This window comes from Exiguobacterium sp. s193, assembly GCF_018618755.1.
Lineage (GTDB): Bacteria > Bacillota > Bacilli > Exiguobacteriales > Exiguobacteriaceae > Exiguobacterium_A.
On the sequence record NZ_JACSMR010000017.1, the window covers coordinates 26,256 to 44,276 of the forward strand.

The following is an 18,021-nucleotide window of genomic DNA, read 5'->3' on the forward strand; positions in this document are numbered from 1 at the left end:
CCCGGTCTGTTTCCGGCACTTCAAAGTGATGACGTTTGTTAACGATATTTCAGTCACACATACATTACAGTTACTGAATTATCCTACACTCTTTATCGGTCGATTTCTAGCCTTTTGCATGAAGTTCTGTCGAAAGATGAATCTTTTTTTCCTCGTTCGGGTATATTCTTTACAATGCAAATAAAAAAGGGGGATTTTGTAAGATGGACGGACAATTTTTAATCGATGGAAAGTGGCTTGATCATGACCGTGAACGGACGGATGTCAAGAATCCGGCAACCGGGGAAGTCGTCGGCAGTGTCCCGAACGGCACGAAATCGGATGTCAACGATGCCGTCGAAGCGGCACGCCAAGCATTTCCGGCTTGGTCAAAACGAAGTGTCTATGAACGGGCTGAACTTCTCGAGAAACTGTATGCGAAGATGATTGAGAAAAAAGACGAACTCGCACGCTTGATGACGCTTGAAATGGGGAAACCACTCGCAGAATCTGAAGGAGAGGTCCAGTACGCGGCAAACTTCGTCAAATGGTTCGCGGAAGAAGGAAAACGTGCGTACGGACGAATCATTCCCTCGCACGATACGAACAAACGACTTCATGTCATGAAACAACCGGTCGGTGTCGTCGCCGCCATCACACCCTGGAACTTCCCGGCTGCGATGATTACCCGTAAACTCGCACCGGCACTCGTTGCAGGCTGTACCTTTATCCTGAAGCCGCCTACCGCAACACCACTGACTGCACTCCGGCTGCTTGAACTTTGTCAGGAAGTCGGTATTCCAAACGGCGTCGTCAACGCCGTCACGGGAAGCGGAAAAGAGCTCGGGGAATCGCTCGCGACACATCCGCACATCGACAAAATCACATTCACCGGCTCAACAGAAGTCGGTCGGACATTGATGGCACAAGGTGCCGAGACGATTAAAGCGATGTCACTCGAACTCGGTGGACATGCACCGATCCTTGTATTTGACGACTGTGACCTCGATCTCGCCGTTGCGGAAACGATTAAGTCTAAATTCCGAAATGGTGGACAGACGTGTGTCTGCGGGAACCGGATTTATGTCTCCGATTCGATTTATGATACGTTCGTCGAAAAATTAGGCGAAGCAACAGCGAAGCTGAAAACCGGGAATGGACTCGATGAAGATACAAAAATCGGTCCGATGATCAACAAATCCGGTTACGACAAAGTCAAAAAACACGTCGACAATGCGACATCAGCCGGTGCTCGTGTCGTCACGGGCGGGACTGGAACGACGGACGAGGACAAAGACGTCTATTACTATGAAGCGACCGTCCTCGCTGACGTCACGCCACAAATGTTGATCATGAATGAAGAAACATTCGGACCGGTCGCCCCCGTTCAACGTGTCAGCTCTGACGAGGAAGCCATTCACTACGCCAATCAAACACCATTCGGTCTCGCATCTTATGTCTTTACGAATAACTACGCACGGGCCATGCGGACGATTGAGCAACTCGATTACGGCATCGTCGGCTGGAATGATGGTGTCCCGTCTGCTGCCCAAGCGCCGTTTGGTGGCATGAAACAGTCTGGTATCGGTCGTGAAGGTGGATCAGAAGGTCTCGAAGCCTACCTCGAAACGAAGTATGTGTCGATTGGCGGACTCGACGCATGAACGCGGCAGAGCGGTTCGTCGCCTGCCTGGAGGCAGAAGGAGTCACGCATATCTTCGGCGTACCCGGTGAAGAAAACATCACCTTACTTGATGCTATCAGTAAGTCCGATATCACGTTCATCACGACACGTCACGAAACGAATGCCGCCTTCATGGCTGCGATGTTCGGACGTTTAAGTGGTCGCGCCGGAGTCTGTCTATCGACACTTGGGCCTGGTGCGACGAACATGATGACCGGTATCGCGAGTGCAACGATGGATCATTCGCCTGTCGTCGCGCTTACAGGACAAGGGGCAACTTGGCGGCAACACAAGGCGTCACATCAGATGTTTGATTTAGTTGAGATGTATCGTCCCATCACGAAATCAAGTACATCGATTGTTTCAGGAGACGTCATTCCGGAAATCGTCCGTCAAGCGTTCGCCGAGGCATGCTGTGAAAAACCCGGTGCGACGCACATTTCTTTCCCGGAAGATATCGCAAAAACTGATGTCGATGCTAAGACACCGCTTTTACGGGACAGTGAACCGGATACGCTTCACCCGACATCCGTCAAAGATAGCGCCGTCTTAAAACAAATCGAACAGGCAGAACGCCCTGTCGTGATTGCCGGTTTCGGAATCAATCGCGGACAAGCGACGGACGTGTTCCGTCAGTTCGTGGAGCGTCTTGGCGCACCCGTCGTCGAGACGATGATGGGGAAAGGAGCGATTTCTTCTCAACACGTGCTTGCTGCACACACGATCGGTTTGCCGAATACGGATTATAACCAACGGATTCTTGACCGGAGTGACTTAATCATCGCCATCGGTTACGACATCACGGAGTTACCGCCGTCGAAATGGAATCCGAACCGGACTGCTGTCATTCATATCGATACGAATCGCCACGAAATCGATCAGTACTATCCGGTCGTCGCGAATCTAGTCGGTCCCTTGTCCGATACGTTACGTTTGTTAGCAGAAGAGATTCCGACACGGGCCTGGGACGGCTGGCAAGGAGACCGCGATAAACTCCGCCAAGAAATTCAAGCGACGTATTCGATGGCCCTACCGCTTCACCCCCAAAGCATCGTCCGTGAACTCGAGGCGGCCATCGGTGAAGACGGCATGGTGTTTTCAGACGTCGGTGCGCATAAAGTATGGCTCGGCCGCCATTTTCAAACAACGCGTCCGAACCAATTATTCATTTCAAACGGCTTTTCTTCGATGGGATACGGATTATCGAGCGCAATTGCCGCGCAACTGTTATACCCGGACCGGCGTATCTTTTGCGCTTCCGGTGACGGGGCCTTTCTAATGAACGGGCAAGATCTTGAGACTGCCGTCCGGTTAAAACTTCCGATCGTCGTCATCATTTGGCGCGACGGAACGTACGGCTTAATTGAATGGAAGCAGCAACAGGCTTACGGGCGTGCTCCTTACATTGAATTCGACAATCCGGACCTCGTCGAACTGGCGAAAGCGTTCGGAGCACTCGGACTTCGTGTCGGTGAACACGGTACTCTCTCGAGCTGTCTCGAACAGGCAAATCATAGCGACGGACCTGTTTTGATTGACTGTCCAGTCGATTACAGGGAAAATCTAAAGTTAAGCGACCGTCTACGGACGTATGGAGGATGATACTATGCCACAACTTAGAAAACTGCAATCGATTTCAGACTTTGACCAGTTCGTTTCCGAACACGACTCATTCGTGATTTGCAAACACAGTACGACGTGCCCGATCAGTGCCGCAGGATTTTCCGAATACACGAAATTCGCGGATACGACATCGGTCCCGACCGCTTACTTGCTCGTGCAAGAAGCACGGACACTTTCGAATCATATCGCGGAACATTACAACGTCCGTCATGAGTCACCCCAGGTCATCTTTATTGAAAAAGGACGTGCAACATGGTCCGCCGCCCATTACGACATTACGAACGATGCCTTGAACACACATGTCGGCTAATACTGCTTTGTTTATATGCTAAAACATCCTACTCTGTTTCGAGTCGGATGTTTTTTTGTGCTTCACCAAAAATAAAATTACCTTTCTTAGTTATTAATGTTTGTATTTATCTTGAAATCAGATTAAGATATACAACAGATATAACGACCGTATAGAAATGTGTACCGTCAGTTCATTAAGGAGGTAAACCATGCAACACGAAAAAACTGCTTCTAGTCGTCCACCCTACGGCATCCTCGCCGTACTGATGATTGGAGCCTTTATCGCTTTTTTAAATAACACGTTACTTAATATCGCCCTTCCTTCAATCATGAAAGATCTTAACATCGAAACGTCGACCGTCCAGTGGTTATCGACTGGTTTCATGCTCGTCAACGGGATTTTGATCCCGACGTCCGCTTTTCTGATCCAAAAATTTTCTGTCCGTCGCCTGTTCATCCTTGCGATGACACTCTTCTCAACCGGGACGATTCTTGCCGGATTCGCTGATACGTTCCCGGTCCTTTTAGCCGGACGGATGATTCAAGCTTCCGGTTCAGCAATCATGATGCCACTCTTGATGAACGTCATGCTCGTCAGTTTCCCAATCGAAAAACGCGGGACAGCAATGGGCTTCTTCGGTCTCATCATGATGGGTGCACCCGCAATCGGTCCGACATTGTCAGGCTGGATCATTGAACACTATGATTGGCGGATGTTGTTCCACTTTATTACGCCAATCGCTTTAGTCGTTCTCGTTGCCGGAATCGTCTTACTCCGCGACGTCAAGGAACGGTCCGATGCCAAACTCGATTTCATGTCAGTCGTCTTATCCTCATTCGGTTTCGGCGGACTCTTGTACGGCTTTAGTTCTGCCGGTTCTAAAGGCTGGGACAGTCCACACGTGACGATTGCACTCGCGATTGGTGTCATCGCGCTTGTTTCATTCATCTTGCGTCAGTTACGTATGGAACGTCCGATGTTGAACTTCAAAATTTATCGGTATCCGATGTTTGCGCTCTCGTCTGCCATTTCGATGGTCGTAACCGTCGCGATGTTCTCCGGCATGTTACTTCTACCGATTTACGTTCAAAACATTCGCGGTATCTCGCCGCTCGATGCGGGTCTCATGTTATTGCCAGGAGCCATCCTCATGGCAGTTATGTCACCAATCAACGGGAAGTTATTTGATAAAATCGGTGGACGTCCGCTTGCTATCACAGGTCTGTTCATCACTGTCGTCACGAGTTACTTCTTCAGCCAGCTCGAAATGGATACGACATATACACACTTAATCGTCTTGTATTCACTCCGGATGTTCGGGATGTCGATGGTCATGATGCCTGTCTCGACAAACGGTTTAAACCAGTTACCAACACGCTATTACCCGCATGGAACAGCCATGAACAACACGCTCCAACAAGTTTCCGGTGCAATCGGAACAGCACTGCTCGTCACAATCATGTCGACTCACGCGAAGACACGTGGAACGGAGCTCGCGCAAGAGGCTGCTAAAAATATGACGAGTCAGCCGACAGCAGAAGCGGCCGCTGCGCTGAAGCAACAGATTGTGATGCAAGCGACACTCGATGGGATCAACTACGCCTTCTTCATTTCAACGTTCATCGCCGGTGTTGCGTTCATCCTGTCCTTCTTCATCAAACGATCCACACAAGCGGAAGACATCATCAGTGGTCGTTCGCTCAATGAACAAATCATCAAACCTCAAGTTTCTAATCAATAAAGTTCGACTGAATACGCCATCCCATTCGGATGGCGTATTTTTTTGCTTCTGTAAATCATCATACTGGTACCCCCTACCCCTATGTGTTATGGTATAGATATCAACTACCAACAGAAAGAGGTGTTCCTATGCAACATGATCATCCACTCGTTCCCCGCTCTTCCGAGGAACAGGACGCGTTAACTAAACGCTTAAAGCGGATCGAAGGACAAGTTCGGGGGATTGCGAACATGGTCGCTGAAGATCGGTACTGTATCGATATCTTGACGCAGACGGCATCGATTCAAGCCGCCCTTCGTCAAGTCGAACTGCAAATCATCGAACGTCATGTCAAGATGTGTATGCATGATGCCGCGACCGGACAGAAAGATACCGACCTTTATGTCGATGAATTGATGGCCGTCATCGCCCGACTCAAGAAATAAGGAGGGGCTCTTATGTCAAAAACAATCGAACTTAACATCGAAGGCATGACCTGTGCCGCCTGTTCAGCCCGAATCGAAAAAGTCTTGAACCGGATGGACGGTGTCGACGCGACAGTCAATTTACCACTCGAGACAGCACGGATTGCAGTCCCGGACGAACTCGATGAACAAGCAATCATTGATAAAATCAAGAAAGTCGGCTACGGTGCGACCATCAAGTCGGCCCCTCATGAAAAAGTTCAAGATCGCCGAATGCTCTATCGTTTTTTCGTCGCCGCTTTGTTGTCGTTACCACTCTTACTCAGTATGGTCTCGCACATCCCGAACAGCCCGGTCCATTTGACGTTCCTGATGAATCCGTGGCTCCAATTCGCACTGGCAACACCGGTGCAATTCATTATCGGGGCGCCGTTCTATATTGGGGCTTATAAGAGTCTCCGGAGCGGTAGTGCCAACATGGATGTCCTCGTCGCACTCGGGACGTCAGCCGCTTACTTTTATTCGGTCGCAGAAATGCTGATCCATCCGGCAATGCCGAACCTTTATTTTGAAACAAGTGCCATCTTAATTACGCTCGTTCTTCTCGGTAAAGTGCTCGAAGACCGCGCCAAACAGCAAACGACCGGTGCAATTAAAAGTCTCTTGTCGCTCCAAGCAACGGATGCCGTCGTCCTCGACAATGGGACGGAACGCACGGTCGCCATCGACCAGATTCAACCCGGGATGCACATCGTCGTCAAACCAGGTCAGAAAATTCCGATGGATGGTCTGATTTTATCCGGTGATGCCTATCTCGATGAATCGATGCTGACCGGCGAACCACTTCCTGCGCATAAAGGTGCCGCTGATCCTGTCATCGGTGGAACTTTAAATACGAATGGTCATTTGTTGATTGAAGCAACAAAAGTCGGTCAGGAAACGATGCTTGCGAATATCATCCGTGTCGTTGAACAAGCACAGACGGAAAAAGCGCCGATCCAACGACAAGCTGACCGGATTTCCGGTATTTTCGTTCCAATCGTCGTTGCCATTGCCCTCATTACGCTTGGTGCCTGGTGGTTGACGACGGGTTCATTTGCTGAAGCGATTCGCCCGGCAATCGCCGTTCTCGTCATCGCTTGCCCCTGTGCCTTAGGACTTGCCACTCCGACATCGATCATGGTCGGGACGGGTAAAGGTGCAGAGCATGGGGTGCTCTTCAAAGGCGGTGCCCAGCTTGAATCGCTGCAACATGTCGATGCTGTCGTCTTCGATAAAACAGGTACACTAACAATCGGACGCCCTGTCGTCGTCGAGACATTCGGGAACGAACAGGCACTCGACTTCGCAGCAGCCATCGAAAAAAAATCAGAGCATCCGCTCGCTCATGCCATCACGGAAGAACGTGATGTCGTGTTCGATATCGAACGTTTTCAAGTCGATGCTGGCCGCGGTGTCAGCGGGATGATTCTCACTCGCAACATCCTGGTCGGTTCCGAACGAATGATGCGGGATCACCAGCTCGACATCCCGGACTGGTCTTCTGACGGCGCGACATTCGTTTATGTCGCTGTCGACGGGCAAGTTGAAGCCGGTTATGCAATTCGCGACGAGTTGAAGCCGACGACGAAACACGTCATCGCTCAAATTCAACAGACAAAAGCAGTCTATCTTTTAACGGGTGACCGAAAAGACGTTGCCCTTAATCTGGCGATGGAACTCGGCATTCCAACAAATCATGTGTTTGCGGATGTCTTACCCATCGAAAAAGCCGACCAAATCAAAGCTCTTCAAGATGCGGGACATCGCGTCGCCATGGTTGGTGACGGCATCAACGATGCACCAGCGCTTGCGACAGCTGATGTCGGAATCGCCCTCGGTAGCGGGACGGATGTTGCCTTAGAAGCGGCTGACGTCACACTGCTCGGACACGATTTACAACAAGTCGCGACCGCGATCCGTCTGAGTGAACAGACGATGAAGAACATTCGCCAAAATCTATTTTTTGCACTCGCGTATAACACAATCGGGATTCCCGTTGCTTTTCTCGGACTACTCGCTCCGTGGCTCGCTGGAGCGGCGATGGCATTTAGCTCTGTTTCCGTCGTCACGAATGCGTTACGCTTAAAACGCACCCCACTCACTAAAGGAGGAACTCCATCATGAAAGAAACGACTTTAAACGTAATCGGTATGACATGTAACCACTGTAAAGCAAGTGTCGAATCGGCACTGAACGAACTAGACGGTGTCACAACGGCGACGGTCTCTCTACCTGACAATTCAGTCACTGTCGTCCATGAAGATGTCGCAAAAGACCGTCTCGTCGAAGCCATCGAAGAGATTGGTTATGATGTCGCTCCTGCTTAATCTTTCAAGCCAAACTGTTGTTAACGCACAGTTTGGCTTTTTTAATTCCTGAAAAAGGGGAATGGACTAACAAGGAGGGGTTCGTATGGTACCGAAAATCGAATTCGTACAACACTTCGACGACAACAAAGGGAAACGATTTAAAATCGAACTTTGGAATCTCGGAACCTTCACATTTAGCGCCGAGTCAGCCCAAGGCCCCGTCACGCGCTTCAGTTCGATTGATATCCAGTTCATTCAATCATGTGTTAGCCGGATGCGGGCACTCAATGATGCCAAACAAGCGTTTCAAGAGGATCAACCTGTTTAACTTTTTTTCATCTCATCTTTTAAATATAGGATCAACCCTTAAACAATTCTTCAGCTCATGGTCCCGTAACATGAGCTTTTTTTCATTGACAATCTTTTTTTTCGTTTCTAGAGAGTTTCCTTCTAAAAAAGATACTGTTTTTTCCGTTATCAACCGATAAAGGATAAGACCATTACATTCTCAATTTAAAGAAAATCGGAGGCTTACTGTGCGCAATCCATTTAAAACAAAATCATCCAGTTCAACGTATCAAGCAACGATCGGATTTCCCGATAAAAAATTCATAACGAAAACGAGTGATCCGACCTTAGCAGCACGCCTCGAATATATGGGCTACACGGAAGAACAACTTCAGACACTAAAAGCGATGGCACCTGTCGTCCGCTCAATCCTAGATGAAGTCCTTGAGCAAGTGCTCGACCATCTCCTCCTCCATCCGGAAATGGTTCAGATTGCTGAAAATGCGTCGACCCGTCAACGGTTGAAAAAAGTATTCGCTGATTACTTCGGTAGTCTTTTAACGGGCAACATGGACGACAAATTTCTTGCGATGCGTAAACGAATGGGTAAAACACATAACCGTAATTTTGTTCCCGTCACCTGGTTCATCGCGTCCTACGCAGCCTTTAACACCTTATTGATTCCTAAAGTCGTCGAACATTTCCAACATGATCCCGCGCAACTGACGACGGCAATCCTTGCATTGACTCATGCGATGAACTTGGACGCTCAAATCGTCACAAGTCAATATGTTGACGCGCGCTTAGAAGAAGTTGGCGCAGCCAATGAATCACGAACACGTCTCCTACAAGATGTCGTCCGCGTCAGCCAAGAAGTCGCAAGTACGGTCGAGCAAACAGAAGGTGCGATTCTTGAAACGAGTCAACGGGCGACACAAATCTTATCCGAGACGGATCAGACGGAGAAAACGAGCCGTAACCTTGTTGGCTTAACGTCAGAAAACGAAGCACAGATGGACAAAATGGAGCAACAATTCGTCCAGTCGACAGGTCAAGTCAACACTTCGCTAACAAGCATCCAACAATTAAAAACAACGTCTGACGAAATCGTCAAGATGACACAAGGCATCGAGGATATCGCGAACCAAACGAATCTCTTGGCGTTAAACGCCTCAATCGAAGCAGCACGTGCCGGTGAGCACGGAAAAGGATTCTCTGTCGTCGCGATTGAAGTCCGCAACCTTGCTGAAAATGCGAAACACCTAAGCAGCAGCATCAACACGTTGATTCAAAAGAACAACGGGAATATCACAGAACTCGTTTCGCAGATGGAAGACATCACCCGTTCAAACTCTGCTTCACGGACTGAACTTCAACAGGTGAAGAGCGGGATTCATACCGTGAAAAAAGAAATGGAAAACTACTTGGATATGTTCGGACGCAATAAAAACGATTTAAGTCAAATCGTTCAAACGATTCAAGGAATCAGCCAGACGACACAAGGTCTCTCTGCTTTGACAACGGATCTCGTCGCGGCATCGGAATCAAACGCGTAAGTTTTTCTAATTTGTTCAGGTTGAGCTTCATCCAAAAAAGGACCAATCCATGGCGGATTGGTCCTTTCAAGCTGTAGATAAAGTGCCATCGGGAAATCAAGCGTCTTTTTTCGTTGCTTTCCTCGGGCGAGGCGCAAGCCGTTGCTCCTTCGTCCTCACGGACAACGAGCAGGGTCTTGCCTGCCTCTAAAAGTGCGTTAAAAACGCACTTTTCCCCGCAGGAGTCAACGAAAGGTGACGCTTTTTAGGTAACACTATGACGGAAAGTCAGTCATGCAGACGGTTTGGGACGCAATCCGTCTCGAATCGCTTTTGAAGCGAAAAGCAATCGGTTGCGACCCTGCAGCTTTGCTGTAGCGGCGTGACCGATTGCCGCTTTGAAGACGAGGCGAGACAGGGAAGCGCGAACGGATTGCTTCTAGATATCGCATGCTCATGCTTCATAAGAGTTTGTCTACGGTCTAAAAGGACCAATCCATGGCGGATTGGTCCTTTTTGGTTCCATATTGCTTGTTACTCTTCGATTTGATCGGCGGTTACGACGAGTCGTTCATCGTACCCTTTCGATTTCGTGAACGTTCCGATACAAGAAATCAATGTCAGACGTTTTGCGACCGTCGCCCCAAAAATCGAACCGACGGGTGCTTTTTCTACAGGATAGGAGGTTACGTTTGTCACCACGTAAGATAGCGTCTGTCCTGTTTTTGACTGTAACTCGATTTTTTGTCCTGGTTTCATCTTTGCTAAGTCGTAAAATACAGCGGGACCATCCGTATCGTCCAAATGACCGGCGAGAATGACATTTCCCGTCTGGTTCGCTTCTGCGCCGTACCGATACCAGGCGACCTGCTCCGTTTTTTTCGGGACATCCATTCGGCCTTGCTTGTCTTTCCCAACAGTTTCGATCTTCGCCTTCACGTCAATCGCATCAATCGTTAGCTTCGCTGGGATAAAACTAGCCGTTTCACGACTTTCCGGTACAGGTTCGGGTGTTGCTTGCTCAATCGCAGGTGTCGCTTGTTCGACCGGATTCGCCGAAGGAACAGATTCTTCTGCTCCTCCGCATCCAGCGAGAATGAGAAAGATCAGAAGGAAACCGTTACGCGTTTTGTTTACGGCGAATGACATAACTTGTTCCAACAAGGGCAGCTCCCGCAAGTGCTACAAGGGCCCAAGTCGTTGCCATTGAAGACGTATCTGTTGATCCACCGAGTCCTGTGTCTGGCATTGCAGCCATTTCACCGCCATCTGGAATCAAGAGAACATCAAACGCTGGTTCTCCCTCAAGGAGACCAATCGCAAGGGCTGTATAGTTTTTACCGCTATCTAATTTAATACCGTCGAGTGCTTTGACAACGTCCATCGCGCCCGCTGGTCGTACTTCAAGATCGTACGTCCCGGCATCAAGTGTTCCATAGTCAGAGACTTTCGAGAATTCAAGGTCGCTGAAGAGTGCGTCTCCCCCTTTAGGAGCGACATCAACGGCTGGTGCATCCGGTGCAAAGTGTGCCACACGCACCATTGATTTTCCGTCTTCCCCTTTGCCGTTGTCTTCCATGACAGCGAGTTTAATATCTGCTAATTTACCGATTGCCGCGACTGAATAAAATTTTCCGGCTTCAACGTTGAGTGTTTGAGAAAGTACAGGATCTTTCGTTGTCCCTGCAGCGAAGACTTCCACTTTATGTTCTCCTGCCGGGAGAGTGAGATAATCCGTGACAGCTTTGAATTCCGCTCCTGAGACAGCTGTTTCGCCATCGACGGCAATATCAACTGCTGGAGCATCTGGTGAAGCATGAATCACACGCACCATTGCGTCATCGGCTGCGCTTACTGGGAGCACGAATAGTGCAAACAAAAACGCAGCGGTAACGAACGATATGAATTTCTTCATCTTTTTTCCACCTCTCGTGTCAAAATGTATTTCGCTTCTCAAGCCAACCATTCATTCTACCTAAAAATATTTCATCCGCGGTGACATCTTAAATTTAAAGTATTATTCACTTCTTGTAAATGCTTCAGTATGCTTCTGATATGGATAAGGGAATCAAAAAACACTTTGAGGTCTTATCTCAAAGTGTTTTTGACTAGAAACACCTACTACAGGTGCCAAATAAAAATATTTTTACTTGATGAAACCGATCATCATTTCACGTAAGATTTTTGCAGCAGCGATCGCTGTCATGTCCGACTGATCGTACGCCGGACAAACTTCGACGAGATCAGCTCCGATGACGTCGACGTCAGCACGGGCAATCATGTGGACGACTTCAAGTAATTCTTTTGTTGTTACGCCGCCGATTTCCTGCGTTCCCGTTCCCGGTGCAGCAGACGGATCGAGGACATCGATATCAATCGTTACGTAAACTTTTTTACCGGCAAGCTTCGGCAAAACCGCTTTTAACGGTTCGACGATTTCGTACTTGAATAAGTTGTAACCAGATGTTTTTGCCCATTCAAACTCTTCTTTCATTCCTGAACGAATCCCGAACGAATAACAGTTTTCTGGTCCGATCAAGTTCGCGATTTTTTTGAGCGGTGTCGAGTGTGACAACGGTTCGCCTTCATACTCATCACGTAAGTCCGTATGTGCATCAAAGTGCAGGACGACAAAATCATCGTAATGTTTATCAAAAGCTTTGACGACCGGCCACGTCACGAGGTGTTCGCCGCCCATACCGAGTGGGAATTTGCCTGCTGTTAGTAGTGAATCGACGTATTCTTCAATCAGATCAAGCGATTTTTGTGCATTTCCGAACGGCAACGGAATGTCACCCGCATCAAACAATTTCGCATCGGCGATATCGCCATCTAAATAAGGACTGTATTCTTCAAGACCAAGTGACACTTCACGGACTCGCGCCGGACCAAAACGTGATCCGGGGCGGAAACTGACCGTCCAGTCCATCGGCATGCCGTATAACACACCTTTTGCATCTTCGTGAGTCGGTTGACTCGCGATAAAGACTTTACCTGAATATGCTTCATCAAAACGCATTTCTATTCCTCCAGTCATAGAAAGGAGTGTCCCTGAAAACGGAACACTCCTACTTTGAAATTAAATCGTTAAATCTTTGACGAACTTCGGCAACGCAAAGGCTGCTGTATGAAGTTCTGGTGTATAGTACTTCGTTTCGATTTCGTGGAAACGCTCTGGTGCGACAGCGAGTGGATCATGTTTTTTCGATCCAATCGTAAATGTCCAAAGACCGCTTGGGTATGTCGGAACGTTCGCAACGTAGAGTTTTGTGATCGGGAAGATTTCTTTGACGTCACGTTGTACATCACGGATCAAGTCTGGTGTAAACCATGGGTTGTCCGATTGTGCGACGAAAATACCGTCTTCTTTTAATGCTTTCGAGATTCCAGAGTAGAATCCTTTTGTGAACAGGTTGACGGCAGGACCGACCGGCTCTGTCGAGTCGACCATGATAACGTCGTATTCATTAACAGCTTCTGCGATATGCATAAATCCGTCACCTACGATGACTTCGACGCGTGCGTCGTCTAAACCACCTGCGATGTTCGGAAGATATTTTTTCGAGTACTCGATGACCTTGCCATCAATTTCGACGAGAACTGCTTTTTCGACCGATGGGTGTTTTAAGACTTCACGAATGACTCCGCCGTCTCCTCCACCTACAACGAGAACCGATTTCGGGTTCGGGTGTGTGAACAATGGGACGTGTGCGACCATTTCATGGTACACAAACTCATCTCGATCTGTTGTCATGACCATACCGTCAAGTAACAACATCGTGCCGAACTCGTCCGTCTCAACCATCTCTAAGCGTTGAAACTCCGTTTGTTCGCTCTCATAAACGTGGTTGACACGGAATGTGATACCGTAATCTTCCGTTTGGTGTTCCGTGAACCATAACTTTAATTTTTGTTCCATTTGCGATAGAACCCCTTTCTTTCTCAAGACAAAAGTTGTTCGTATGCGAGTGGCGTTTACGGCGCTTCTTAATCATACAAGTGCGAGTATACCGAATTTTGAAAGAAACTTCTATATAATTCGAAAAAAATTGTCCAGCTGCTTACTCGACGAAAGTGACGATCTCCTCTAAGTCACGACGCTGTTTTGCACGTTTCGGTTCATCGGCCCGGTAACCGAACGCGACCATGACAGGAACCGTAAAAACAGTCCGGTCGAGTAAATCATGTTCGACTAAGATTTTTTCAACTGCCTCTTGATCAAATCCTTCGATCGGACAAGAGTCGATGCCGATTTGTGCTGCCGTCGACATCATGTTCCCGAGTGCGATATAGGCTTGTTTTGCCGACCAATCCTCCATCGCTTTTTCATTGTTTCCAATCTTGAAATCTTCTTCGAGGAAAAGACTATAGCGTGTGGTCCGTCCTTGTTTTGCCTCGTCCGACAAACCGAGCGCGTCCATCATCCCCGTAACGTGTGGACCATCCGGTTGCATTTGCGCCCCCGTACGTGCAAGGAAAATGACATAATGGCTTGCTGTTGGCAATTGTCCCTGTGCACCCCACGAGACGGCACGAAGCTCTTCACGCAATGCTTCGTTTTGGATGACGAGGAGATTCCAAGGCTCATAACCAAATGAACTTGGAGAGAGACGCGCCGTTTCTAAAATAAATGCAAAATCTGCTGATGTGATCTTTTTTGAAGGATCAAATGCCTTTGTCGCATGACGTGATTGAAAGGCTGCTAAAATCTCTTGTTTGGTTTGTTCGTGACTCATCGTTTCATTCCTCCAGTGACTTTGGTTGATTATTATTTCACAACGATAGCAAATCTTGAACGAAGCGTCTGCTATTATGCTTTGTACTATATGTTACAAATTAATCATTTCGGGAAATAGTAGAGAAAGAAAAGAAAAATTAGATTTTTTCATCTTTTTCAAAAATCGCTACACAAAGCCAATTTAAGCCTATTTAAAACCCTTTTTCCCTAGAAATACCCACTATTCATTACCCACAAAATTTGCCATCGTTACGATAAGTTTGTTACGGTAGTACCTTGCGTGATAAGGTTTTGTTTTTAAATGTCCGGGTATTACTAATCGTTGTATAGCAATTTTTATTTATTTACAACAGGAACAAAACAACCATGTAAAATTCGAAAGAAGGTGTTGACCACGATGGAAAATAATCGAAAAAGTAAGATCACGAACGTGTTTATTGTATCAGTCATTTTCTGTGTGCTCTTTACCATATGGGGAATCTTACCTGAGTCACTCATTGGTGCCGCAAACCTCGGTAATGTGACAGGAAAAGCTCAAGAATTTATTACAAACGGCTTCGGCTGGCTCTACCTGCTTGGTATGAGTGCCTTTTTATTAATTGCCATCTTCCTTATCTTCTCGCGCTTCGGTTCAATCCGACTCGGGAAAGACTCTGATCGTCCAGAGTATGGTTTGATTTCTTGGTTCGCAATGCTCTTTAGCGCCGGTATGGGAATCGGGCTTGTCTTCTGGGGTGTTTCTGAACCGTTGACCCATTTCCACACACCACCGGTCGCGACAAACGACCCAACTGAAGCAGCACGTCTTGCGATGCGCTATTCATTCTTCCACTGGGGACTTCATCCGTGGGCACTGTACGCCATCGTCGCATTAGCAATCGCTTACTCGACATTCCGTAAAGGACGTCCTGCAACAATCGGTGATACTGTCGCTTCACTCATGAAACCGAAATACGAAGCTGCCGGTAAAGGAACGGTCGAAGTACTTGCGATCGTCGCGACAGCATTTGGTGTTGCGACTTCACTTGGACTCGGCGCCCAGCAAATCTCGGGTGGCTTACATTTCCTAGTCGGTAACATTCCGAACTCGTTCATGACCCAATTGATCATCATCTTAGTCGTTTCTGTTCTTTATATGATCAGTGCTGCATCTGGTCTTGATAAAGGGATCGTTCGTCTCAGTAATGCGAATCTTGTTCTCGCAGCACTCTTGATGATCGGTGTCCTGTTCCTCGGACCATTCAGTTTCATCATGGATTTATTCGTCCAAACAACTGGTGCATATCTGCAAAACTTACCAATCATGAGTTTCCGTGCTTCAGCCTTTAATCCAGACGAACGGACTTGGATTAACGGCTGGACGATCTTCTACTGGGCTTGGTGGATTTCATGGTCACCATTCGTCGGGACATTTATCGCGCGTGTCTCTAAAGGACGGACGATTCGTGAGTTCGTACTTGGCATCATGCTTGTTCCAACGATTTTCGGACTCCTTTGGTTCTCTGTTTTCGGTGGATCAGCAATCTGGAACGAACTCTTCAATAGCGTCAACTTAATCGACACGGTCAACGATAAAGGTGTCGAAACAGGAATGTTCGCCTTGTTCGAAACATTTGGTACACTCGGGACGATTCTCAGTATCGTCGGTGTCTTCTTGATCACGACATTCTTCATCACGTCAGCTGACTCAGCAACCTATGTCCTCGGCATGCTTTCTTCAGGCGGTAGCTTGATGCCAAGCCTCCGTATCAAATTGACATGGGGAGTCATTCAGTCTTCCATCGCAGCAGTCCTTCTGTATGCGGGTGGACTCAGTGCCCTCCAGGCAGCCGCGATTTTAGCCGCCTTCCCGTTCGTCTTCGTCGTCGGGATGATGGTCATCGCCTTGTTCATTGATTTGTCCAAGGAACCGGATGTTAAAAAAGAAACAGAAGATATTCAAAAAGAAGCGTAATTTTTCAAGACACCCCGTTCCGCGATGCGGTACGGGGTGTCTTTTGCTATGCTTAGGTCAGAGAGAGGGGTTGAGCGCTTGCACGTCAAAAAACGCTGGTTCGTTTCATTAGGCATCATTGTATTAGGAGGCTGGTTCCTCTACCAAGAAAATAACACGATTGAAACGACTTCGCTTACCATTACATCAAAACAACTCCCTGCTGCTTTTGACGGCTACAAAATCGTTCAAGTTGCGGATCTTCACGGAAAGTCCTTTGACTCGAAACAACAAAAACTCATCCGTCAAATCAATCAAGCAGAACCGGATCTCATTGTCATGACGGGCGACTTGATCGACTCACGCCGAAACGGAGAGGACGCTGCACTGATCCTCATGAAGCAGTTGACTGCGAAGTATCCTGTCTATTTCGTGACAGGAAATCATGAAGTCCGGCGAAATCTGACACTCTTACCGAAGCTTGAAGAAATCGGTGTGCAGATTCTCCGGAACACGGCAGTCCCGATCACCTATCAAGGAGCGGATATCACACTCCTTGGAATCGACGACCCGACGACGACACGTTGGAGCGAAGGACTGCAAGAGCCGGACGGGATCCGTAAAAGTCTCGATACTGCCGAAAAAAACACTGATCCGTCGGCATTCAAGCTCTTACTCGCCCATCGCCCGGAGTACTTATCGTTGTATGCTGAGCGAAAGGTCGACCTCGTCCTATCCGGTCATGCCCATGGCGGACAGATTCGTCTTCCTTTCACAGATGGCTTGTATGCACCCGGACAAGGTTTTTTCCCGAAACGAACAGCCGGACGATACAAAATTGATCCGACACAGCTGGTTGTCAGCCGTGGCCTCGGGAACAGTCTCTTCCCATTCCGGTTGTTCAATCGCCCGGAGATCGTTGTCGTCACATTAAAATCAAATTGAACTACCTCCACCTACGCTTCGTTTAGAGGTGGAGGATTCCTGTGTTATCCGACCTAACGGTCGAAAATTGATCAGGCTAACCCCGTCGTCCCGACGGTTGAAGAAGCTAAGAGGCGTTCAGCTTCTTGTTTGAGGTTCAGTCCTGCGTTCACATCCCGGTCGTGGTGGATGCCGCAACTCGGGCATGTCCATTCGCGCAAATCAAGATGTTTCACGTCTTTGTGTTGATGTCCGCAACTGGAGCACAGTTGACTAGAGGCGAAGGTCTTGCCGACCTTCACGACGGTCTTCCCGTACCATGCCGCCTTGTATCCGAGCATGCGGAAGAACTCCGACCAACTGACCTCGGAGATGGACTTGCTCAACTTGCGATTCTTCTGTATGTTCTTCACTTGCAAGGTCTCGATGCCGATGACGTCGTGGTTTTTGACGATCTCGGTCGATACCTTGTGCAGGAAATCGGTTCGCTTGTTCGCGATCTTCTCGTGGATGCGGGCGACCTTCCGCT

17 protein-coding genes are annotated in these 18,021 nt (G+C 48.2%); 11 read left to right on the forward strand and 6 right to left on the reverse strand.

The window, feature by feature from the left end; all coding sequences use genetic code 11:
- The first annotated feature begins 203 nt into the window (after nucleotides 1-203).
- The 9 genes from KNQ04_RS14950 to KNQ04_RS15850 all read left to right on the forward strand — a co-directional run bounded on the left by KNQ04_RS14950 (nucleotide 204) and on the right by KNQ04_RS15850 (nucleotide 9,918).
- Nucleotides 204-1,643: an NAD-dependent succinate-semialdehyde dehydrogenase gene (locus tag KNQ04_RS14950; RefSeq protein WP_214851701.1), complete on the forward strand. Its 1,440-nt coding sequence runs from the start codon at nucleotides 204-206 to the stop codon at nucleotides 1,641-1,643.
- Complete coding sequence (locus KNQ04_RS14955; protein ID WP_214851702.1) at nucleotides 1,640-3,265, forward strand: acetolactate synthase large subunit; 1,626 nt, start codon at nucleotides 1,640-1,642, stop codon at nucleotides 3,263-3,265. The genes KNQ04_RS14950 and KNQ04_RS14955 overlap by 4 nt, the downstream gene beginning before the upstream one ends.
- A gap of 4 nt (nucleotides 3,266-3,269) precedes the next feature.
- Nucleotides 3,270-3,596, forward strand: a complete 327-nt coding sequence (gene ytxJ / locus KNQ04_RS14960) for a bacillithiol system redox-active protein YtxJ (RefSeq protein WP_214851703.1) — start codon at nucleotides 3,270-3,272, stop codon at nucleotides 3,594-3,596.
- Nucleotides 3,597-3,786: 190 nt separating this feature from the next.
- A complete protein-coding gene (locus tag KNQ04_RS14965) occupies nucleotides 3,787-5,319 on the forward strand; it encodes a DHA2 family efflux MFS transporter permease subunit (protein ID WP_214851705.1) in 1,533 nt (510 codons plus the stop codon).
- A 128-nt stretch (nucleotides 5,320-5,447) separates the two neighbouring features.
- Nucleotides 5,448-5,744, forward strand: a complete 297-nt coding sequence (locus KNQ04_RS14970) for a metal-sensitive transcriptional regulator (protein WP_214851707.1) — start codon at nucleotides 5,448-5,450, stop codon at nucleotides 5,742-5,744.
- A gap of 12 nt (nucleotides 5,745-5,756) precedes the next feature.
- Nucleotides 5,757-7,889: a heavy metal translocating P-type ATPase gene (locus tag KNQ04_RS14975; protein WP_214851708.1), complete on the forward strand. Its 2,133-nt coding sequence runs from the start codon at nucleotides 5,757-5,759 to the stop codon at nucleotides 7,887-7,889.
- Complete coding sequence (locus tag KNQ04_RS14980) at nucleotides 7,886-8,092, forward strand: cation transporter (RefSeq protein WP_214851709.1); 207 nt, start codon at nucleotides 7,886-7,888, stop codon at nucleotides 8,090-8,092. Before KNQ04_RS14975 ends, KNQ04_RS14980 begins: the two co-directional genes overlap by 4 nt.
- Before the next feature lie 85 nt (nucleotides 8,093-8,177).
- Complete coding sequence (locus KNQ04_RS14985) at nucleotides 8,178-8,402, forward strand: hypothetical protein (protein ID WP_214851710.1); 225 nt, start codon at nucleotides 8,178-8,180, stop codon at nucleotides 8,400-8,402.
- A 208-nt stretch (nucleotides 8,403-8,610) separates the two neighbouring features.
- Nucleotides 8,611-9,918 (forward strand): protoglobin domain-containing protein, encoded by a 1,308-nt coding sequence (locus tag KNQ04_RS15850; RefSeq protein WP_214851711.1) that lies wholly within the window; start codon nucleotides 8,611-8,613, stop codon nucleotides 9,916-9,918.
- Nucleotides 9,919-10,431: 513 nt separating this feature from the next.
- Here KNQ04_RS15850 and KNQ04_RS14995 read toward each other — a convergent pair.
- The 5 genes from KNQ04_RS14995 to KNQ04_RS15015 form a co-directional block, all read right to left on the reverse strand.
- A complete protein-coding gene (locus KNQ04_RS14995) occupies nucleotides 10,432-11,058 on the reverse strand; it encodes a class F sortase (RefSeq protein ID WP_251137082.1) in 627 nt (208 codons plus the stop codon).
- On the reverse strand, nucleotides 11,018-11,812 hold the full coding sequence (locus KNQ04_RS15000; RefSeq protein WP_214851712.1) for a DUF4397 domain-containing protein: 795 nt from the start codon (nucleotides 11,810-11,812) through the stop codon (nucleotides 11,018-11,020). The genes KNQ04_RS14995 and KNQ04_RS15000 overlap by 41 nt, the downstream gene beginning before the upstream one ends.
- A 231-nt stretch (nucleotides 11,813-12,043) precedes the next feature.
- Entirely contained in the window at nucleotides 12,044-12,916 is an 873-nt protein-coding gene (gene speB / locus KNQ04_RS15005) for an agmatinase (RefSeq protein WP_214851713.1), read from the reverse strand.
- A 60-nt stretch (nucleotides 12,917-12,976) separates the two neighbouring features.
- Nucleotides 12,977-13,816 (reverse strand): polyamine aminopropyltransferase, encoded by an 840-nt coding sequence (gene speE, locus KNQ04_RS15010; RefSeq protein WP_214851715.1) that lies wholly within the window; start codon nucleotides 13,814-13,816, stop codon nucleotides 12,977-12,979.
- Nucleotides 13,817-13,958: 142 nt separating this feature from the next.
- Nucleotides 13,959-14,633 (reverse strand): NAD(P)H-dependent oxidoreductase, encoded by a 675-nt coding sequence (locus tag KNQ04_RS15015; RefSeq protein ID WP_214851717.1) that lies wholly within the window; start codon nucleotides 14,631-14,633, stop codon nucleotides 13,959-13,961.
- A gap of 399 nt (nucleotides 14,634-15,032) precedes the next feature.
- Here KNQ04_RS15015 and KNQ04_RS15020 point away from each other — a divergent pair, with 399 nt between their 5' ends.
- On the forward strand, nucleotides 15,033-16,589 hold the full coding sequence (locus tag KNQ04_RS15020; protein ID WP_214851719.1) for a BCCT family transporter: 1,557 nt from the start codon (nucleotides 15,033-15,035) through the stop codon (nucleotides 16,587-16,589).
- 78 nt (nucleotides 16,590-16,667) lie between these two features.
- Nucleotides 16,668-17,513: a metallophosphoesterase gene (locus tag KNQ04_RS15025; protein ID WP_251137083.1), complete on the forward strand. Its 846-nt coding sequence runs from the start codon at nucleotides 16,668-16,670 to the stop codon at nucleotides 17,511-17,513.
- A 71-nt stretch (nucleotides 17,514-17,584) separates the two neighbouring features.
- Here the strand turns inward: KNQ04_RS15025 and KNQ04_RS15030 are convergent.
- Nucleotides 17,585-18,021, reverse strand: a 437-nt coding sequence (locus tag KNQ04_RS15030) for an RNA-guided endonuclease TnpB family protein (protein WP_214851723.1), incomplete at its 5' end; no start/stop codon positions are given.